We start from the raw sequence: 17,171 nt of genomic DNA, 5'->3' as shown, positions 1-17,171 counted from the left end.
TCCTCCGGCCGTTCAGCGCAGGCCCAAGGCCTTGTGGTTCTGCAAGCTGAGCCGCCATTTGGGCCGCGCCATCGCCATCGCCACCGCCGCCTCGACATTCGCCGCCCCGCGCGCATCGTCCATCGGCTGCACCAGAAAATGGTCGAACGCCCATGCCTCCATCGCATCCACGTCCGATCCCGGCTGCGGCCAGACCAGCTTCAGCTCGTTGCCCGACTGTTGCACCACGATGCTGCCCGCCTTTGGGCTGACGCAGACCCAGTCGATGCCCGGCTCCACCGGCAGCGTGCCGTTGGTTTCGATCGCCACCATGAACCCCCGGGCATGCAATGCTGCAACCAGCGCCGCGTCCACCTGCAGCATCGGCTCGCCGCCGGTCAGCACGACGAAGCGGCCCGCCGCGCCGACGCCCCAATGCGCGGCCACGGCCCCGGCCAGGGCATCGGCGTCCGCGAACTTGCCGCCGCCATCGCCGTCGGTGCCGACGAATTCGGTGTCACAGAACCGGCACACCGCGCTCGCCCGGTCCTGCTCGCGCCCCGACCACAAATTGCACCCGGCAAAGCGGACAAACACCGCCCGACGCCCGGCCTGCACCCCTTCCCCCTGCAGGGTCAGGAACATCTCCTTGACCGCATAGACCATGGCTCAGCCCTCTGGCCGGGTCGCATAGCGGGTGGGATCGGGCAGGCCCGCTTCCTCGAACCCCTTCATCCGCAATCGGCAACTGTCGCACAGGCCGCAATGCAGCCCGCCGGGAGCAGGGTCATAGCAGGACCAGCTCATTCCGGCATCCAGCCCCAGCGCCGCCGCCTCGCGCACGATATCAGCCTTGGTCATGAATTGCAGCGGCGCATGGATGCGGAACGGATGCCCGTCCACCCCGGCCTTGGTGGCCAGTTCGGCCAGCCCCTCGAACGCGGCGATGAATTCCGGGCGGCAATCGGGATAGCCGGAATAATCGAGCGCATTGACCCCGATGAACAGGTCACGCGCGCCCGCCGCCTCCGCCCAGCCCAGCGCCAGGCTGAGGAAAATCGTGTTGCGTGCGGGGACATAGGTAACGGGGATGTCATGCCCCACGCCTTGCTTGGGCACCGCAATGTCGCTGGTCAGCGCAGAGCCGCCGAACTGGCGCAAGTCCAGCGGCAGGACGATGTGCCGCTCCGCCCCCAGCGCGGCTGCAATCCGCCGAGCCGCCGCCAGCTCCACCTGATGCCGCTGGTTGTAATCTACCGACAGGGCCATCAACCGATAGCCGTCCGCCCGTGCCCGCGCGGCGGACACCATGGAATCCAGGCCCCCGGACAACAGGGCGACGGCAATTGGCTGGTCAGTCATGATCCACCGTCGCTACGCCCTAGGCGGGGCAACCGCAACCGCACAAAAAAGGGCCGCCGCAGCGGCCCATTGCTTGGGAACTTCAAAGGGGAACTCCGTACGACCATCGCCGCACATCCATGGAGGTATCAGACGCGTCTAAACGCCGGATTAACGACGCGGATTTCCAGCCGGACATGCGCCGAGCCGCCGCGCATCGACGTCGAGATGAAAGGGGATGCCGTCCACCAGTCCCTGGGTTTCGATGATGGCCGAACGCGGCGTCAGCGCACGAACGGTCGTATGCCCCTCGCCCGCACCGGGGCAGGTATAATGCACGGTCGTTTCCTTGGCATCATCCATCATCAGCTGCTGGCGACAGGAAAGCGTTGCGTGGCGGATCTGGATCAGCTGGCTGCGGCTGCCCAGGCACACCAGCCGACGGCTCGACGGATCGCCGCGTTCGACCAGTTCCCACTGCCCGTCCTCGATTCCGTCCAGAACCCCCGGCGCAGCGGCCGGCAGCGCGGCAGCGCCAGCCGCCAGCAGCATCGATGCCACCAAGATCCGGCCATGCCGTTGCCAATTGCCCATGATGCCGTTCGTCCCCCCTGTCCGGACGAGGCGGGACGATAGCATGATTCGCCCGACAGGTGGACCGCCGAAATCGCCCCGGTTACGCAGCCAGATCGGCGGGCACCGGGAACTTGCGGGCGCAAAAGGCGCAATCGACCGTGATCATGCCGTCATCACCGGCCATGTGCGCCCGATCCTCCACGGGAAACTTGGCGATCACCTGGCCGATATAATCGGCGCTGCACCGGCATCCCTTGGACAGGTCGACCGCCGCCAGCGTGCGCACTTCCCGTTCCTCGTTGAACAAGCGCCAGATCAGCGTTTCGAACGATGCCGACACATCGGTCAGCTCGTCCGCGCCCATCGTCGCCGCCAGCGTCTCGACGTGCTGCCATTCGGGATGATCGTCGCGCACGTGCAACCGCTCGCGCCCCTCCTCGCCCTCGGGCAGATGCTGCAGGAACAGGCCGCCGCCGATCATGTCGCCATGCGTGCCCCGCGTCACCGCCAGCCGGATCAGGCTGGGGATCTGTTCCGACTGCATGAAATAGGCCTGTGCCGCATCGGCCAGCGTCGCACCGTCCAGCGGCACGATGCCCTGATACCGCTCGCCCGTCGTCGCCTGGTCGAACGTGATCGCCAGATAGCCAGTGCCGAACAGCGCCATCAGCGTCGGTTCACCCGGCGCCTCGGCCAGCCGGTCGGCGTCGAACTGCACATAGCCGCGCACCGCGCCACCCTGATAATCGCAGACCATCAGCGACACGATGCCGCTTTCGGTCTGCGCCTGCAGGGTCAACTGCCCGCCCGCATCCTTCAGCGTGGAGCCGAGCAGCGCGGTCAGCACCAGAGCTTCAGCCAACAGCCTTTCGATGGCCGGCGGATAGGCATGGGCGGCCAGGATGTCGCCCAGTACCGGGCCGAGCCGGACGATACGGCCGCGGGCATCGCGGTCGGGCAGGGTAAAGCCGATCGCGCGGTCGAGATCGGGGGTTATTCTGTCAGTCATCACCGGAAATCCGTTCGGGCTGAGCCTGTCGAAGCCCTGCCCTTCCTGCTGCCCGACAACGCAAGAAAGAAAGCCCTTCGACAAGCTCGGGGCGAACGGGGTTCTTGGGAACGGACTTTAGATAGGAAGCAAGATTGTTGCTTCAACTCACCCCAATTGGCCGAAGCACCAGCGAAGGACCGACTTCTGGGCGTGCAGCCGATTTTCGGCCTCTGCCCAGATGTGCGACTGCGGCCCGTCGATCACCTCGGCCACCACTTCTTCGCCGCGATGCGCGGGCAGGCAGTGGAGGAAGATCGCATCCGCCCTGGCGCGCGCCATCAGGTCCGTCGTCACCTGATACGGCATCATCGCCGCCAGCTTTGCCTCGGCATGGGCCTGACCCATCGAGATCCAGGTGTCGGTGACGATTACGTCGGCGCCGCTGGCTGCCTCGATCGGGTCGCGAGTCACGCGCGCCCGGCCATTGGCGGCGGCCAGCACATCGACATCGGGATCATAGCCTGCGGGACAGGCGGCAACGACGTCGAACTGCATGAGCCCTGCGGCCTCGACGAACGAATGAAGGACGTTGTTGCCATCGCCCAGCCACGCGACCTTCAGGCCGGGCAGCGTCTTGCCCGCCTCGATGATCGTCAACAGGTCGGCCATGATCTGGCATGGATGGGACCGGTCGGTCAGGCCGTTAATGACGGGCACGCTGGCATATTCGGCCATTTCCATCAGCTTGGCATGATCGTCGGTGCGCACCATGATCGCGTCGCAATAGCCGGACAGGACACGCGCGGTATCCGCCACCGTCTCCCCGCGCCCCAGCTGGCTGGTGCCTGAATCCAGGATGACGGGCGTGCCGCCCAGCTGACGGATCGCGGCGTCGAACGAAACGCGGGTCCGGGTGGAGTTTTTTTCGAACACCATGGCCAGCGTACGGCCCGCCAGCGGCGCATCGGCATCGGCCGCGCCCTTGGGCATTCCCTTGCGCGCTGCCTTGCGATCCAGCGCATCGGCCAGCATTGCGGCAATGGCATCGGGTCCGGCATCGGACAGGTCGGTGAAGTGACGAATGGTCATGGGATCGTGCTCCTGCGAAAGCAGGAGCCCAGAGTGACAAGGGTCCACGTCTGGGCTCTGGGCTCCTGCCTTCGCAGGAGCGCTATGGAGATGTCAGGCCGCCACTGGCAGCGCATAGGTGCGTGCCGCGGCGCTCATCTTTTCCACCGCCTCGGCGATATGGCTTTCCTCGATGATCAGCGGCGGCAGGATACGGACGACATTCTCGCCCGCAGCCACGGTCAGCAACCCGTGATGGTCGCGCAGATGGGCCACGAAATCGCGCGCCACCGCCGGCTCCTTCAACTTGACGCCCGCCATCAGGCCAAGGCCACGCAATTCGTCGAACAGATGGTCGTGATTGGGCATCATCTGCGCCAGCGCAGCGCGCAGCCGGTCGCCCATCGCCGTCACATGCTCCAGGAACCCCGGTTCCAGCATCACGTCCAGAATGGCATTGCCCGCAGCCATTGCCAGCGGATTGCCGCCATAGGTGGACCCGTGCGTGCCGAACACCATGCCCTTGGCCGCTTCCTCGGTCGCCAGACAGGCGCCCAGAGGAAAGCCGCCGCCAATGCCCTTGGCCGACGCCAGAATGTCCGGGGTGATCCCGTAATGCTCATAGGCCCAGATCTTGCCGGTGCGGCCATAACCGCACTGCACCTCGTCCAGCACCAGGAGCAGGCCGTGCTCGTCCGCCGCCTTGCGCAGACCCTGGATGAACTCGGCCGTGCCCGCCGAAACGCCGCCCTCGCCCTGCACGGTCTCGACCAGGAACCCGGCGGTATGATCGTCGATCAGCGCCAATGCTGCGTCCAAGTCGTTGAACGGGGCATAAGCGAAACCGGGTAAAAGCGGTTCGAAACCGTCCCGCATTTTCGCCTGATTGGTTGCCGAGATCGTGCCCAGCGTCCGCCCGTGAAAGGCGTTGTTGAACGTGATCAGCGTGTGCCGCTGCGGATTGCCATTGGCGTAATGATAGCGGCGCGCGGTCTTGATCGCGCATTCCACCGCTTCCGCACCCGAATTGGTAAAGAACACCGTGTCGGCAAAGCAATTGTCGACGATCCGCTTGGCCAGCGCCTCGCCCTGGGGCGATCCGTACAGGTTGCTGACATGCATCAGCGTCGCGGCCTGTTCCTGGATTGCCCGGATCAGGTGCGGATGGCTGTGGCCGAGGGCATTGACGGCGATGCCGCTGGCGAAGTCGAGGTAACGCTCACCGCGTTCGCCGATCAGATAGCAGCCCTCGCCTCGCACCGGACGCACATCGCACCGCGGGTAAACGGGCATGAGCGGGGTGATGGTCATGGGAACTGCTCCTCCTTGCAAACGAAACGGGTCGAACGGGACTCCGGATAAACGAAAAAGGGCGGCTCCGACCGGCCGCCCGGATCGCGGATTTACAGGGATCGCCGGTGGCGCGTCAACACCGCTTCAGTTCTTGATCTTCCACCCGGCGCGCAGCAGGGCATAGGCACCCAGCGCCATGGCGATGTTCAATGCCAGCAACAGGACCGCGCCCAGCAGCACGTTCGAATCGGCCCGCTCCAGAAATCCGTAGCGAAAGCCGGAGATGATGTAGAAGAACGGATTGGCATGGCTGATCGCGCGAAAGGTCGGCGACAGCGCGTCGACCGAATAAAAGGTGCCGGACAACAGCGCCAGCGGCGCGACCACGAAATTGGTCACCGCGGCCGCGTGGTCGAACTTTTCGGCCCAGATCGACGTGATGACGCCCATCAGCGCCAGGAACACGGATCCCATCAGCCCGAACCACAGCATCGCCAGCGGATGGCGCGGCCAGACGTCCACGCCCCATACCGCCATGGCGATCCAAACGGCCACGCCGACCAGCAACGCCCGGGTGACCGCACCGCCGACCAGCGCGGCCAGCAATTCCGCCGTGGACAATGGCGGCATTAGATAATCGACGATCGTGCCCTGCATCTTGCCGACCAGCAGCGAAAAGCTGGCATTGGCAAACGCGTTCTGCAGCATCCCCATCACGATCAGGCCCGGGGCGATGAATTGGGCAAAGGTAACGCCCATCACCTGTCGGCCCGCGCCGCCCAGCGCGACCGTGAAAATGATCAGGAACAACAAGGTGGTGACGGCCGGTGCCCAGATCGTCTGCAACTGCACCTTGAAGAACCGGCGCACCTCCTTGATATACAGGGTCTTGAGGCCGCCCCAATTGACCTGACGGATCACCGCCACGCCCGGTTCGGCAAAGCCGGGTGCCGCAGGCGTCAGTCGATTTTCGGGCTGGTCGTTCATGTCGCCTTCGCCTAGTCGGATGGAGACGCCCCCGCAAGCCGGGGACAGCAACGGATTGATTGATGAGCTGGACCGAAGAACGCATCGATACCCTGACCCGGATGTGGGCATCCGGCAAGACCGCGAGCCAGATTGCGGAAGAACTTGGCGGGATCAGCCGCAATGCGGTGATCGGCAAGGCGCATCGCCTTGGCCTGAAACCGCGCCCGTCGCCGGTAAAGCCCAACGATGCGGAGGCAAAGGCCGCAAAGGCGGCCGCCGAGCCAGCGGTCGCAGCGCCGCCCGAAAAGGCGGTCCGCGCGTCCAAGGCGCCGCTGCCCAAGGCCGAGCCGTATGTCGCCCCGCCGCCTGCTGCACCCGCCGCCGCCGCCCCGGCGGATCGCCCCGCGCCGGAGGCCAAGCCGCAACAGGAACTGCGCTCGATCGGGCCGGGCGGTTTCCTGCGTCAGAATCCCGGCGAACAGACCGCGCCGTCGCAGCCCGCGCCGCCCCGCCGCCTGGTGCCCGCGCGGCCCAGCGATGCGATTGCTGGCAAGACGACGCTCCTGGATTTGAACGACAAGATCTGCAAATGGCCGATCGGGCATCCGGGCGAGCCCGATTTCCACTTCTGCGGCGACAAGGTGAACCCCGGCTTCCCCTATTGCGTCGATCATTGCGGCCATGCCTATCAGGCGCAGCTGCCGCGCCGTGATCGCCGCCCGCCGCCGCCCATGCCCTATGGCGGCCCGCGGGTCCGGTAATCCGGTCCCGCCGGATACATCAATAACGCAATTGCACGGACGATTGGCCCGAACCCGGACGGGTCTGGGCCGATCCCGTTGCTTGAATCAAGCATATCGGCGGTCGGTCGGGCATAATCGCTCCCTAAGGCGCGGGGCCTATCCTGGCGCTCATGATCCAGCCGCCGCCCCCCATCCGCCCGCATCGTGCCGGCCTGACCGGTGATGCCCGCGGCAATGCGCTGATTGAATTCGCGCTGCTGCTGCCAATCCTGGCCATGCTGCTGATCGGAATGATCGGATATGGCCAGTATTTCCTGATGGCGCACACCGCCCAGCAACTGGCCAACGACGCGGCCCGCGCCAGCGTCGGCGGCATCAGCAGCGAGGAACGAGCCGAACTGGCCCGTGCCAGCGTTACCAGCGGGGCTGCAGCGATCGGGGCCATTCCGCAGAACCGGCTCAGCAGCAGCGTCAGCGAAACGGGGTCGCGGGTGACGGTTCAGGTCACGCTGGACACCAATGGCATGGCGATGGTGCGCCTGCCGCTGGTGCCCATGCCCGATCCCGTCATTCGCCGCCGGGCCGTGGCGCATCGCGGCGGGGTTCTGTGATGCGGGGGATCAATCGTCTGCTCCGCGATACTGGCGGGGGTACGGCGATCCTGCTGGCAGCGGCGCTGCCGGTGCTGATCGGGTCGGCGGCGCTGGCGGTGGATGTCGGTGCGGTCCAGCTGGAAACCCGGCGACTGCAGGGCATGGCCGACGATGCCGCGATTGCCGCCGCTGCCAATATCCCCGCCGCGCAGGGCCAGGCCCGGGCAGCCGTCGCCGGCGCCGGATCGCCGGCCACCATCCAGGTGGATGTCGTCACCGGCAGCTACAGCGCCGATCCCGCCGTCGCCGCCCAGGCGCGGTTTACCGCCCAGGCCACCGGCGGCAACGCTGCGCGCGTGACGCTGACTGGCCAAAGCCCCACCTATTTCGGACGCATTTTCGGCCGCTCCAGCATTGCCATCGCCCGGTCCGCCACCGCTGCGCGGGTGGATTACGCCGCCTTTTCGGTCGGCTCGCGGCTGGCTTCGTTGAACGATGGCCTGATCAATGGCTATCTGTCGGCGCTGACCGGCGGATCGATCGGCCTGACCCTGCTCGATTACCGCGCCATCGCCGCGGCCGATATCGACCTGATCGCCTATCTGGATGCGCTGAAGGTACGGGCGCGGCTGACCGACCTGAATTACGGTGCGGTGCTCGACACGCCTGTGACCGGCGAACAAAGCATCGGCGCGCTGGCCGACGTCATCGGCGATGCTACGGCGGCGGCCGGATTGCGGGCGCTGGCCAGCCAGATGCGCGGCGGCAGCGCGCGGCTGGGCACGCTGATCGATGCCGGACCGTTGAGTGGACAGGATTCGGGCGGGCTGGGCCTGGTGCGGGTCAATGCCCTGTCGCTGGCGACCATGCTGGCCCAGCTCCAATCGGATCGCCGCCAGGTCGAACTGGATATCGGAACCGCCGTGCCGGGGCTTGGCGCTACCACCCTGACCCTTGCGGTTGGCGAGCGGGCGGTCCAGTCGCCATGGATCGCGATCACCGACCATGGCACCCCGATCGTGCGCACGGCCCAGGCTCGGCTGCGGGTGGACAGCCGGACCGCACCGGCCCTGTTGCCGGGGCTGGCCGGGCTGGCATCGGTGCATGTGCCGCTGTTCGTCGAACTAACTTCGGCCGAGGCGCGGCTGGAGCGGCTGGCCTGCGGGCCACAGGGCGACTGGGTGACCATCGCTGCCCGGCCAAGCCCGGGCATCGTTGCGCTGGCCGCCAGCGAAACCGCCGGTTTCGACGATTTTTCCCAGCCCGTCCGGCTGTCGCGCGCCCGGCTGGTCGATACGCTGCTGGTCGATGTCACCGGCATGGCCACCATCGATCTTGGGGTGGCCGAGCCGTGGCAGCAGGTCAGTTTCGACCGGTCGGATATCGCGAACAACACCGTCCGAACCGTGTCCAGTTCGACGCTGGCGACCGGCGTGACGACCAGCCTGCTCCAGCAGGCGGATCTGCGGGTAGACGTCGCCGGGCTGATCGGGCTTGACGCCCGCAAACTGACCGGCGCCGTTGCCGGACAGCTGCAGGCTGTCGGCCCGGCGCTGGACGGCATCATCAATCTGGCCACCGGTACGCTGGGGGTTCGCTATGGCGAGGCCGATGTGCGGGTAACGGGCCTTCGCTGCGGCATGCCCAGCCTGGTCGGCTGAGGCCGGCCAAAAGAAACGGGCCGACGGCAATGCCGCCGGCCCGGGTACGCATACGCCTACTCGAACGCTACACCGTTGCGCGCTTCAGAAGCGGAACGCCGCCGTCGCGCGAAGGCTGTGGAAATCGAAGCGGTTGTTGGTGCGGGCGAAATCCGTACCGTTGGCATTGCCCAGCACGAACGGGTGGTTCGCCGCTGCCTGGCCACGGCTGGCGCGGACGACATAGTCGTCATCGTCGAACCGCGTGAACAGATATTCCAGACCGATCGAGAAGTTGCGGCCCAGCTTCTGCTCGACGCCGCCGCCGGCCTGCCAGCCCCACTCCTCGCTGTCGCCGCGACCTTCATACGCGTTCAGCGTGTTGGTCGAGGTGAAGCTGTTCTTGATCTTGCCATAGGTCACACCGCCGGTGCCGTAGAACAGCGTGGTGTTCGCTGCATAGCCGACGCGGCCGCGCACGGCGCCGTTCCAGTCGAGCTGGCGCGTGAACTGATAGTTGGCGGGCGTGGAGCTGAACGCCGTCACGCTGTCGCTTGCCTCGGACTTGCCGAATTCGCCGACCACGCCGACGACGATGTTGCCCATCTGCTTGTCGATGCCGATCCGGCCATAATATTCGATGTCGTCCTTGTCGCCGACACAGCCGGTGTTCAGGCTGTTGCCGTTCGGGCGACCGGCGCAAAAGCCCGGAAACACGTTGACGCCGCCGGCATTCACGATCGTGTCGCCGTACTGGCCGTCCAGGTTGCGGTCAAAGGTGACGCTTTCCTGGTTGTCGTTGTTCTGGACCGAATAGCCGAACGAACCGCCGATATAGACGCCGTCAAAGGGCTTTTCTTCGACTTCCTGAGCCATGGCGGGGGAAGCGATCGCGGCCAGGGCGGACGCGGCAAGCAGGAAATGACGCATGGGATACTCCGGTTGTGATGTCGTTTGTGGTGCGGGCGGAAATACGCGCGAGCCCCCGCTTTGGGTGCATCGCACCACGACAAACAGTGAAGCTGCGACATTTATGCAACATGATCGTTCGGCTTGCCTGCGGCTTTCGCCCGGCCCTATAGCTTTGCCATGTCCCAGCTTTTCGATGTCGTTCCCCAGCCCGGTCCTGCCTATGATGCCGCGTCGATCGAGGTGCTGGAGGGGCTGGAACCGGTCCGGCGGCGTCCCGGCATGTATATCGGCGGCACCGACGAACGCGCCTTTCACCATCTGGCAGCAGAGGTCATCGACAATGCGATGGACGAGGCGGTGGCCGGCCATGCCACGCGTATCGAAATCACTCTCGCACCCGGCAACCGGCTGACCGTTGTCGATAACGGGCGCGGCATCCCGATCGATCCGCATCCGAAATATCCCGACAAGTCGGCGCTCGAGGTGATCTTTTCCACGCTGCATTCCGGCGGCAAGTTTTCGGGCAAGGCCTATGCCACCTCGGGCGGCCTGCACGGCGTCGGGGCCAGCGTCGTCAACGCACTCAGTACCGAAACGGTGATCGAGGTGGCACGCGACCGCCAGCTCTATCGCCAACGGTTCAGCCGGGGCGTGACGCTGGGTCCGATCGAACATTTGGGCGGGACGCCAAACCGGCGCGGCACCTCCGTCACCTTTACGCCCGACCCCGAAATCTTCGGCCCCGAAATGGCGTTCAAGCCCGCCCGGCTGCACCGGCTGGCGCGGTCAAAGGCCTATCTGTTCGCCGGGGTCGAGATCCGCTGGAAATGCGCCTCCGAACTGATTACCGACGATACGCCGGCAGAGGCGGTATTCCAGTTTCCCGGCGGCCTTGCCGATCATCTGCGCGAACAGGTCGGCGGACGGGAATGCGCCACCGCCGATTTCTTTGCCGGGCAACAGGCGTTCGCCCCCGGACCCGATGGCGCCACCATGGGCAAGGTCGAATGGGCAGTCGCCTGGCCGCTGTGGAGCGAGGGTAGCTACAGCTGGTATTGCAACACCATTCCCACCCCGGATGGCGGCACGCACGAAGCGGGACTGCGCGCGGCTTTGGTCAAGGGCATCCGGGCCTTTGCTGAGCTGGTCGGCCAGAAAAAGGCTAAGGACATCACGGCAGAGGATGTGATGACCGGCAGCGAACTGATGCTGTCCGTGTTCATCCGCGATCCGCAGTTCCAGAGCCAGACCAAGGACCGGCTGACCAGTCCGGAAGCGGCGCAACTGGTCGAGCGTGCCGTGCGCGATCATTTCGACCATTTCCTCGCCGACAACATGGACCGGGGCAAGGCTCTGCTCGGCTATGTTCTGGAGCGAATGGACGACCGCCTGCGCCGCAAGCAGGAGCGCGAGGTCAAGCGCAAGACGGCGACCAGCGCGCGCAAGCTGCGCCTGCCCGGCAAGCTGACCGATTGTTCCGCCGACGATCCGGCGGGGACGGAATTGTTCATCGTCGAGGGCGACAGCGCCGGCGGCAGCGCGAAACAGGCCCGTGACCGCAAGACCCAGGCGATCCTCCCCATTCGCGGCAAGATCCTGAACGTCGCCAGCGCCACCGCCGCCAAGATCGGTGCGAACAGCGAGATTGCCGATCTTGCCCTCGCGCTTGGCTGTGGCACGCGCAAGGACTGCCAGCCCGATCATCTGCGCTACGAACGCATCATCATTATGACCGACGCGGATGTCGACGGCGCACATATCGCCACGCTGCTGATGACATTCTTCTTTCAAGAGATGCCGGAACTGGTGCGTCGCGGGCACCTCTATCTGGCCCAGCCGCCGCTCTATCGGCTGACTAGCGGCACCAAATCGCTCTATGCCCGCGACGATGCCCACCGCGCCCAGCTGGAAGCCAGGGAGTTCAAGGGCAAGAAGGTCGATGTCGCCCGGTTCAAGGGGCTGGGGGAAATGAACCCCAATCAGCTCAAGGAAACGACGATGGACCCGAAAAGCCGCAGCCTGATCCGCATCACCCTGCCCCAGGAATATGAGGAACGGGCCGGCGTGAAGGATCTGGTCGACCGCCTGATGGGCACCAATCCGGCACATCGTTTTGCATTCATTCAGGAAAATGCCGCAAGAATAGAGGATGAGGCGATCGACGCCTGACTCGCCGGGAAATCGACTGCGGTAGACAAATGGGAGACGAAGATGCGGTTCCGGGGTTTCCATTACTGGGTCGGCCTGTCTTCTCTCGTCATTGCCGGTACGGGGGTCGGCCATGCCCAGCAGGCGACCGATGGCCCAGACATCACCGTCAATGCCGTCGGCGTCGACCAGCTGCGCGACGAACTGGCCGACTGCATCGAACGGCAATGCCCGGTGCCAGAGGAGATCGACCGGACACTCGCGCTTGCCGAAAACCAGTTCCTGGCCGGCGATTACCGCGATGCCACGCTGACCGTCCGCCGGGGACTGCACCGCAATCGCCGGCACCGCGACGCCCATCCCCTGCCCGTATCGGATCTGGCCCGCGCGGCCAGCCGGATCGCGTCCCACAGCGGCGACCTGGACGAGGATGTGTTCCACGCGCGCGAGGTTCGATCCATCCTGAAAGGCGGTCTGGAACCGACCGACGACCGGTCGCTGGGCGCACTGCTGGAACTGGGCGATTCGATGGTGCGCAGCCGTCGGCTGGACGAAGCGATCCTGACCTACCGGCTGGCGCGCGACAAGGCCGATCAGTCGGATCGCGCGCTGCTGGCCGCCAACGCCCGGCTGCGTCTTGCCAACATCTACATCGCCATGGCCAGTCGGAGGAACGTGCACCAATTCAATGCACAGCGAACGCTGGCGCCGCTCTTGGCCAGCGACGATCCGGTCGTCATCGATTTCCAGGTCGCGGCCCGGATGATGCTGGCGCGGATGGCGCAAAAACTGGGTGACGACGGGCCGATGGACGCACTGGTCGCCGCCTATCGGCCGAAGCCCTCCTCGGCGCCATTGGCCATGATCCATGCGCCGGAAATGACCGTCAAGGCGCGGGAACATGACGCGGGTGCCTGGGCCGATATCGGGTACTGGGTCAGCCATACCGGCAAGGTCAGTTCGGCAGAGGTGCTGCGCACGTCCCGGCCGCAGGACAAGCGCTGGGTCGATCCGGTGGTCACGGCGGTGCGCGGGCGTCGCTATGCCCCCTTCGCCCCGGATGGGGCCAGCCAGGAGCGCTTCCGGGTCGAACGCTTTTCCGTCGTCAAACAGCGCATCCCGCCCAGCGAGGACACCGCAATTGGCTCGCGCATCCCGATCTATGACGTCCGCCTCGTCACGCTGATGCTGGAAGACGAGCCGCCGGTGGAATAGGCTGCCCGACCGGATCGGGAGCGACGTTGATGGCACGATGGCAAGGGCTGACCCACTGGCTGGCGCTTGCCGCCCTGCTGGCCATGCCCATCATCGCCGGGTCGGCGGCGGCATCGCCCCAGACGGCGACGCCCATCGACGCCCCGTCACCCCGTGGCACCGCGCTCGACCGCCGCATCGCCTTGCTGGATGCGCTGTTCACCGGCGGCGGGGACTATGCGTCGACCTTTACCGAAGCGTTCCGGGCAGAAGTGCCGGAGGCGCGCTGGCGGGCGCTGGCGGCTCAGGTCGTGGCGGCGATCGGTGCGCCGACCGGGGTCGAAAGCCGGGAGGAGGAGGGGCCGAATGGCGCGCGCCTGCGCTTCGGTTTCGAACGGGGCATCGCCTCCCTGCGCATCGCCGTGGAACCAGGGGACCAGGGCCGGATCAGCGGCCTGCTGATCACCAACACCGAACCCAGGAACGACAGCGCCGACCGCATCGTCGCTGATGTCGCTGGCCTGCCCGGCGCAGCCGGGATCGCCGTCTGGCGGCTGGACGGCGTGCGGCCCGAACCGCTGCTCGCCCATGCCGCCGACCGGGCCGGGCCGATCGGTTCCGCGTTCAAGCTCTGGGTGCTGGCCGAACTGTCGCGTCAGGTGGCGGCCGGGGAGCGTCGATGGGCGGATGTTGTGCCGCTCGGCCAGCCATCGCTGCCTAGCGGCGTCACCCAGGACTGGCCCGCCGCATCGCCGGTCACGCTGCACACGCTGGCGGTCCAGATGATCTCGATCAGCGACAACACCGCCACCGACACCCTGATCGACGCGCTGGGCCGCGCCCGCATCGATGCGATGGTCGGGCGGGCGGGCGTGGCGGATGCCGACCGGACGCTGCCCTTGCTGACCACGATGGAGGCCTTCCGGCTGAAGGCGCTGGCTCGCGCAAGCGAAGTGCCGGAACGCTGGGACACGCTGGCTCCCGCCGCCCGCCGCCAGTTGATCCAAGATCGCTCGGCCCGGCTGGCCTCGACGCGCTTTGACGGAACCCTCTTCGCCGACGGCCCGCTGCGGACAGATATCGAATGGATCGCCAGCCCCGCCGATATGGCCCGCACGCTGGACTGGCTGCGCCGCAACGGCGGACAGGAAACCATGGCGATCCTGGCCGTCAATCCCGGCACCGGCGTCGCCGACCGGTTTGAGTGGGTGGGGTTCAAGGGCGGGTCGGAACCCGGCGTCCTCAGCCTCAATTATCTGGTGCGAACGAAATCGGGGCAATGGTTCGCGGTCACCGGCCAGTGGCACAATCCCGGCGGAGAGGTGAGCGAGGCGCGCTTTGCAGCGATCATGAACCGTGCCCTGACGCTGATCAGTCGCCCCGTTCAGCCCTGAGCTTGCGCAGTTCGGCCACGGCCTCGGCCAGCGCGCCCTGACAATATTCGCGCTCGAACGGAGTCAGCGCGGCGTCGGTATCGATGCATCGAAACGCCGCCTCGCGCGGGGGCATGGCGTCCACCGGTTCCGCCCCCTGATCCCGCCGGACGATCAGGCGCCGGAACTGATCGGCCAGACTGCCCACATTCCCGCGCGCTTCGGGGGCATCCGCCGCATCCTCGTCCGCGAAAGCCGCGGTGTCCGAAATCGGCGTCGCCTCGATCATCGCCATGGCCGCGTCGAACCGGCCCAGCTCGCGCAGGGCATTGGCGGCCCGCAGGCGCAGCACCGCGCCTTCCAGCCGGTCGGGATCATGGGGCATGGCCTGCACCTGTTCGGCGAACAGGGCCAGATACCGCGCCCGCACCGGCGTGCCCGGCTCTGCCTGCCAGACCGCGCGCAGCATCAGCCATGCGGCGGCCTCTTCTCCGTCCCCCAGCATGCGCGCCAGCCAGGCCGCCCGGAAATAGCTGTTCTCCTCGCGCATCGCCGCATAATCCGGCCGGGCGATCAGCGGGGCGAGCGTCTCTTTCTCCGCATCGGTAAAGTCGCGATACATCACCAGCCGATTGGTCGGGCATTCCGGAATCGCCAATGGAAAGGTCCAGCTGCCATAGGGCTTGCCGTCCGGCCGCGATCCCCAAGTGCTGTAGGACGCCGTGCGGATGTGCGTGAAGCTCTCGCCGCCAACCGCGCACGTCATCTGCACGGTCACCGGAATGCCTGCTTGCGCCGCGCCGGCGACCAGCGCGACCAAGCCGCCCGCCAACAGGATGATCCGCATCACGCCGTTCCCCGCCGCGCTTCCCATTCGCGCCTGAGCAGCCCGTACAGCGTGGTATCGCGCACCCCGATATGGGTTTCCCATTCCTCGCGCAGCACGCCTTCCAGCTGAAAGCCCAGATGTTCCAGCAACCGCCGCGACGGCAGGTTGTCGGGATCGGTATCGGCGAACACGCGCCGCTTGCCCTCGGTAAAGAACAGATGGTCCAGGAACCGGGCGACACCCTCGCGCGCCAGTCCCTTGCCGACCAGCGCGGGCAGGATCATGTAACCGATCTCCCCCACCCCACCCTGGCGCCGTTCGCCGACGGAGACCATGCCGATCACTCGCTGCTCGGCCTTCAGAACCATCGCAAAGGCGCGCCAGCCGTCATTGTCGATGCGCGGTGCCAGATGTTCGCGAAGCGCCGCCGCCTCGCGGATCGGGGCGTGCGACCACCACCGCATCTGCGCATCATCGGCAAAGGCGGGCAGCAGCGCATCGGCATCTTCGATCGCCAGCATGCGCAAGATCAATCGCTCGCTTTCGAGGGTAGGGAAATCGGACAATATAGGTTCCTGTCTTATGGGGGCTGCCAAACCCAAACCGTTGGTGCTGAGCTTGTCGAAGCATTGCCTTGCCACTTCGTGCCGCAGCCCCTTTGGCAGAGAAGTAAAGTCAGTGCTTCGACAGGCTCAGCAAGAGCGGCGATTGATAGGAAAGGGCTGGCTAATCCGCCAGCGCATCCACTAGGGCACGCACCTTGGCCTGGCGCCATTGCGGCAGCGGGGCGACCAGCCAATATCCCATCCGATACGGCTTGGTGTCCCCTGATTGCACCACCCGTCCGGCCGCCAGATCGGCACGGGCGATGATTTCCGGCACCGTCGTCCGCCCCATGCCCGCTGCGGCTGCATCCACCGCGAGGCCAGCATCGCCGACCAGGATGCGCGACACGCTTTCCTCGTTCAGGCATCCGGGCCATGAAATGCGGGTATCCGCCCCGCCGCCGGGCCGCTCGACGGTCACCATGCCGTCCGATTCCAGCGCCTCGCCCTCATGCTCCCCCGGCCCCTCGCCCCAGCGGACGGCCAGGTCCAGATTGGCCTCGGTGAACTCGATCGCATCGGCGGCCGTGACCAGATGAAAGCGCAGGTCCGGATCGGCCGCCGCGATCTCCGACAGTCGCGGCAGCAGCCATTTTTCGGCCAGGTCGCGCGGCGCGGCAACGGTCAGCGACTTGGACGATTGCCCCGCCTGCATCGCCCGCACCGCTTCCTCGAACTGAAGAAAGCCCATGCGCAGCGCCTCAAGCCCCGCCGCGCCCTCCGGCGTCAGCTCCAGCCCCTTGGCCGTCCGGCGAAACAGGACGACGCCCAGCGTATCCTCCAGCGCCCGGATCTGCTGGCCGACGGCGGCAGGCGTCACCGCCAGTTCGTCGGCTGCGCGCGTGAACGACAGGTGCCGCGCCGCCGCGTCCAGCACGCGCAGGCCGTTCAGGGGCAGGTGCGTCCGCTTCATCGCC

Annotated in this window: 17 protein-coding genes; 6 read left to right on the top strand and 11 right to left on the bottom strand. The window is 66.4% G+C overall.

What is annotated here, in order from left to right:
* Positions 1-12 precede the first annotated feature (12 nt).
* The 7 genes from queE to ACPVPU_RS06355 all read right to left on the bottom strand — a co-directional run bounded on the left by queE (position 13) and on the right by ACPVPU_RS06355 (position 6,235).
* Positions 13-645, bottom strand: coding sequence for a 7-carboxy-7-deazaguanine synthase (queE, locus tag ACPVPU_RS06385; protein ID WP_448660133.1), 633 nt, complete (start codon positions 643-645; stop codon positions 13-15).
* Positions 646-648: 3 nt separating this feature from the next.
* A complete protein-coding gene (gene queC / locus ACPVPU_RS06380) occupies positions 649-1,341 on the bottom strand; it encodes a 7-cyano-7-deazaguanine synthase QueC (protein ID WP_448660132.1) in 693 nt (230 codons plus the stop codon).
* A 150-nt stretch (positions 1,342-1,491) separates the two neighbouring features.
* Complete coding sequence (locus tag ACPVPU_RS06375) at positions 1,492-1,914, bottom strand: hypothetical protein (protein ID WP_448660131.1); 423 nt, start codon at positions 1,912-1,914, stop codon at positions 1,492-1,494.
* A gap of 82 nt (positions 1,915-1,996) precedes the next feature.
* Positions 1,997-2,905, bottom strand: a complete 909-nt coding sequence (gene hslO, locus ACPVPU_RS06370; protein ID WP_448660130.1) for an Hsp33 family molecular chaperone HslO — start codon at positions 2,903-2,905, stop codon at positions 1,997-1,999.
* 147 nt (positions 2,906-3,052) lie between these two features.
* Positions 3,053-3,976 carry an ornithine carbamoyltransferase gene (gene argF, locus ACPVPU_RS06365; RefSeq protein WP_448660129.1) on the bottom strand — a complete coding sequence of 308 codons (924 nt, stop codon included), beginning with the start codon at positions 3,974-3,976 and terminating at the stop codon, positions 3,053-3,055.
* A 93-nt stretch (positions 3,977-4,069) separates the two neighbouring features.
* Complete coding sequence (locus ACPVPU_RS06360; protein WP_448660128.1) at positions 4,070-5,266, bottom strand: acetylornithine transaminase; 1,197 nt, start codon at positions 5,264-5,266, stop codon at positions 4,070-4,072.
* Between the two features lie 126 nt (positions 5,267-5,392).
* Positions 5,393-6,235: an ABC transporter permease gene (locus ACPVPU_RS06355; RefSeq protein WP_448660127.1), complete on the bottom strand. Its 843-nt coding sequence runs from the start codon at positions 6,233-6,235 to the stop codon at positions 5,393-5,395.
* 62 nt (positions 6,236-6,297) lie between these two features.
* Between ACPVPU_RS06355 and ACPVPU_RS06350 the strand changes: the two genes are divergently transcribed.
* The 3 genes from ACPVPU_RS06350 (at position 6,298) to ACPVPU_RS06340 (ending at position 9,214) form a co-directional block, all read left to right on the top strand.
* Entirely contained in the window at positions 6,298-6,978 is a 681-nt protein-coding gene (locus ACPVPU_RS06350) for a GcrA family cell cycle regulator (RefSeq protein WP_448660126.1), read from the top strand.
* 152 nt (positions 6,979-7,130) lie between these two features.
* The gene (locus ACPVPU_RS06345) at positions 7,131-7,571 is read left to right on the top strand and encodes a TadE/TadG family type IV pilus assembly protein (RefSeq protein ID WP_448660125.1); all 441 of its coding nucleotides are present in this window, start codon (positions 7,131-7,133) and stop codon (positions 7,569-7,571) included.
* Positions 7,571-9,214: a TadG family pilus assembly protein gene (locus ACPVPU_RS06340; RefSeq protein ID WP_448660124.1), complete on the top strand. Its 1,644-nt coding sequence runs from the start codon at positions 7,571-7,573 to the stop codon at positions 9,212-9,214. The genes ACPVPU_RS06345 and ACPVPU_RS06340 overlap by 1 nt, the downstream gene beginning before the upstream one ends.
* 84 nt (positions 9,215-9,298) lie before the next feature.
* Here the strand turns inward: ACPVPU_RS06340 and ACPVPU_RS06335 are convergent, their stop codons facing one another.
* The gene (locus ACPVPU_RS06335) at positions 9,299-10,123 is read right to left on the bottom strand and encodes an outer membrane protein (protein ID WP_448660123.1); all 825 of its coding nucleotides are present in this window, start codon (positions 10,121-10,123) and stop codon (positions 9,299-9,301) included.
* 159 nt (positions 10,124-10,282) lie between these two features.
* On the opposite strand from ACPVPU_RS06335, the gene parE reads away from it, so the two are divergent.
* Genes parE through ACPVPU_RS06320 form a run of 3 tightly spaced genes read left to right on the top strand, consistent with a single transcriptional unit; the run spans position 10,283 to position 14,841 of the window.
* Entirely contained in the window at positions 10,283-12,274 is a 1,992-nt protein-coding gene (gene parE / locus ACPVPU_RS06330) for a DNA topoisomerase IV subunit B (protein ID WP_448660122.1), read from the top strand.
* Positions 12,275-12,316: 42 nt separating this feature from the next.
* On the top strand, positions 12,317-13,468 hold the full coding sequence (locus ACPVPU_RS06325; protein WP_448660121.1) for a tetratricopeptide repeat protein: 1,152 nt from the start codon (positions 12,317-12,319) through the stop codon (positions 13,466-13,468).
* Between the two features lie 29 nt (positions 13,469-13,497).
* A complete protein-coding gene (locus tag ACPVPU_RS06320) occupies positions 13,498-14,841 on the top strand; it encodes a serine hydrolase (RefSeq protein ID WP_448660120.1) in 1,344 nt (447 codons plus the stop codon).
* Here the strand turns inward: ACPVPU_RS06320 and ACPVPU_RS06315 are convergent.
* The 3 genes from ACPVPU_RS06315 to ACPVPU_RS06305 all read right to left on the bottom strand — a co-directional run bounded on the left by ACPVPU_RS06315 (position 14,819) and on the right by ACPVPU_RS06305 (position 17,167).
* On the bottom strand, positions 14,819-15,667 hold the full coding sequence (locus tag ACPVPU_RS06315) for a hypothetical protein (RefSeq protein ID WP_448660119.1): 849 nt from the start codon (positions 15,665-15,667) through the stop codon (positions 14,819-14,821). The genes ACPVPU_RS06320 and ACPVPU_RS06315 overlap by 23 nt on opposite strands.
* Positions 15,667-16,290, bottom strand: a complete 624-nt coding sequence (locus ACPVPU_RS06310) for a GNAT family N-acetyltransferase (RefSeq protein ID WP_448660118.1) — start codon at positions 16,288-16,290, stop codon at positions 15,667-15,669. Before ACPVPU_RS06310 ends, ACPVPU_RS06315 begins: the two co-directional genes overlap by 1 nt.
* Before the next feature lie 85 nt (positions 16,291-16,375).
* A complete protein-coding gene (locus ACPVPU_RS06305) occupies positions 16,376-17,167 on the bottom strand; it encodes a LysR family transcriptional regulator (protein ID WP_448660117.1) in 792 nt (263 codons plus the stop codon).
* Positions 17,168-17,171 lie beyond the last annotated feature (4 nt).

Source organism: Sphingomonas paludis (genome assembly GCF_053502515.1).
Note: the sequence above shows the minus strand (reverse complement) of the source record. Positions and strands in the feature narration are given on the sequence as shown.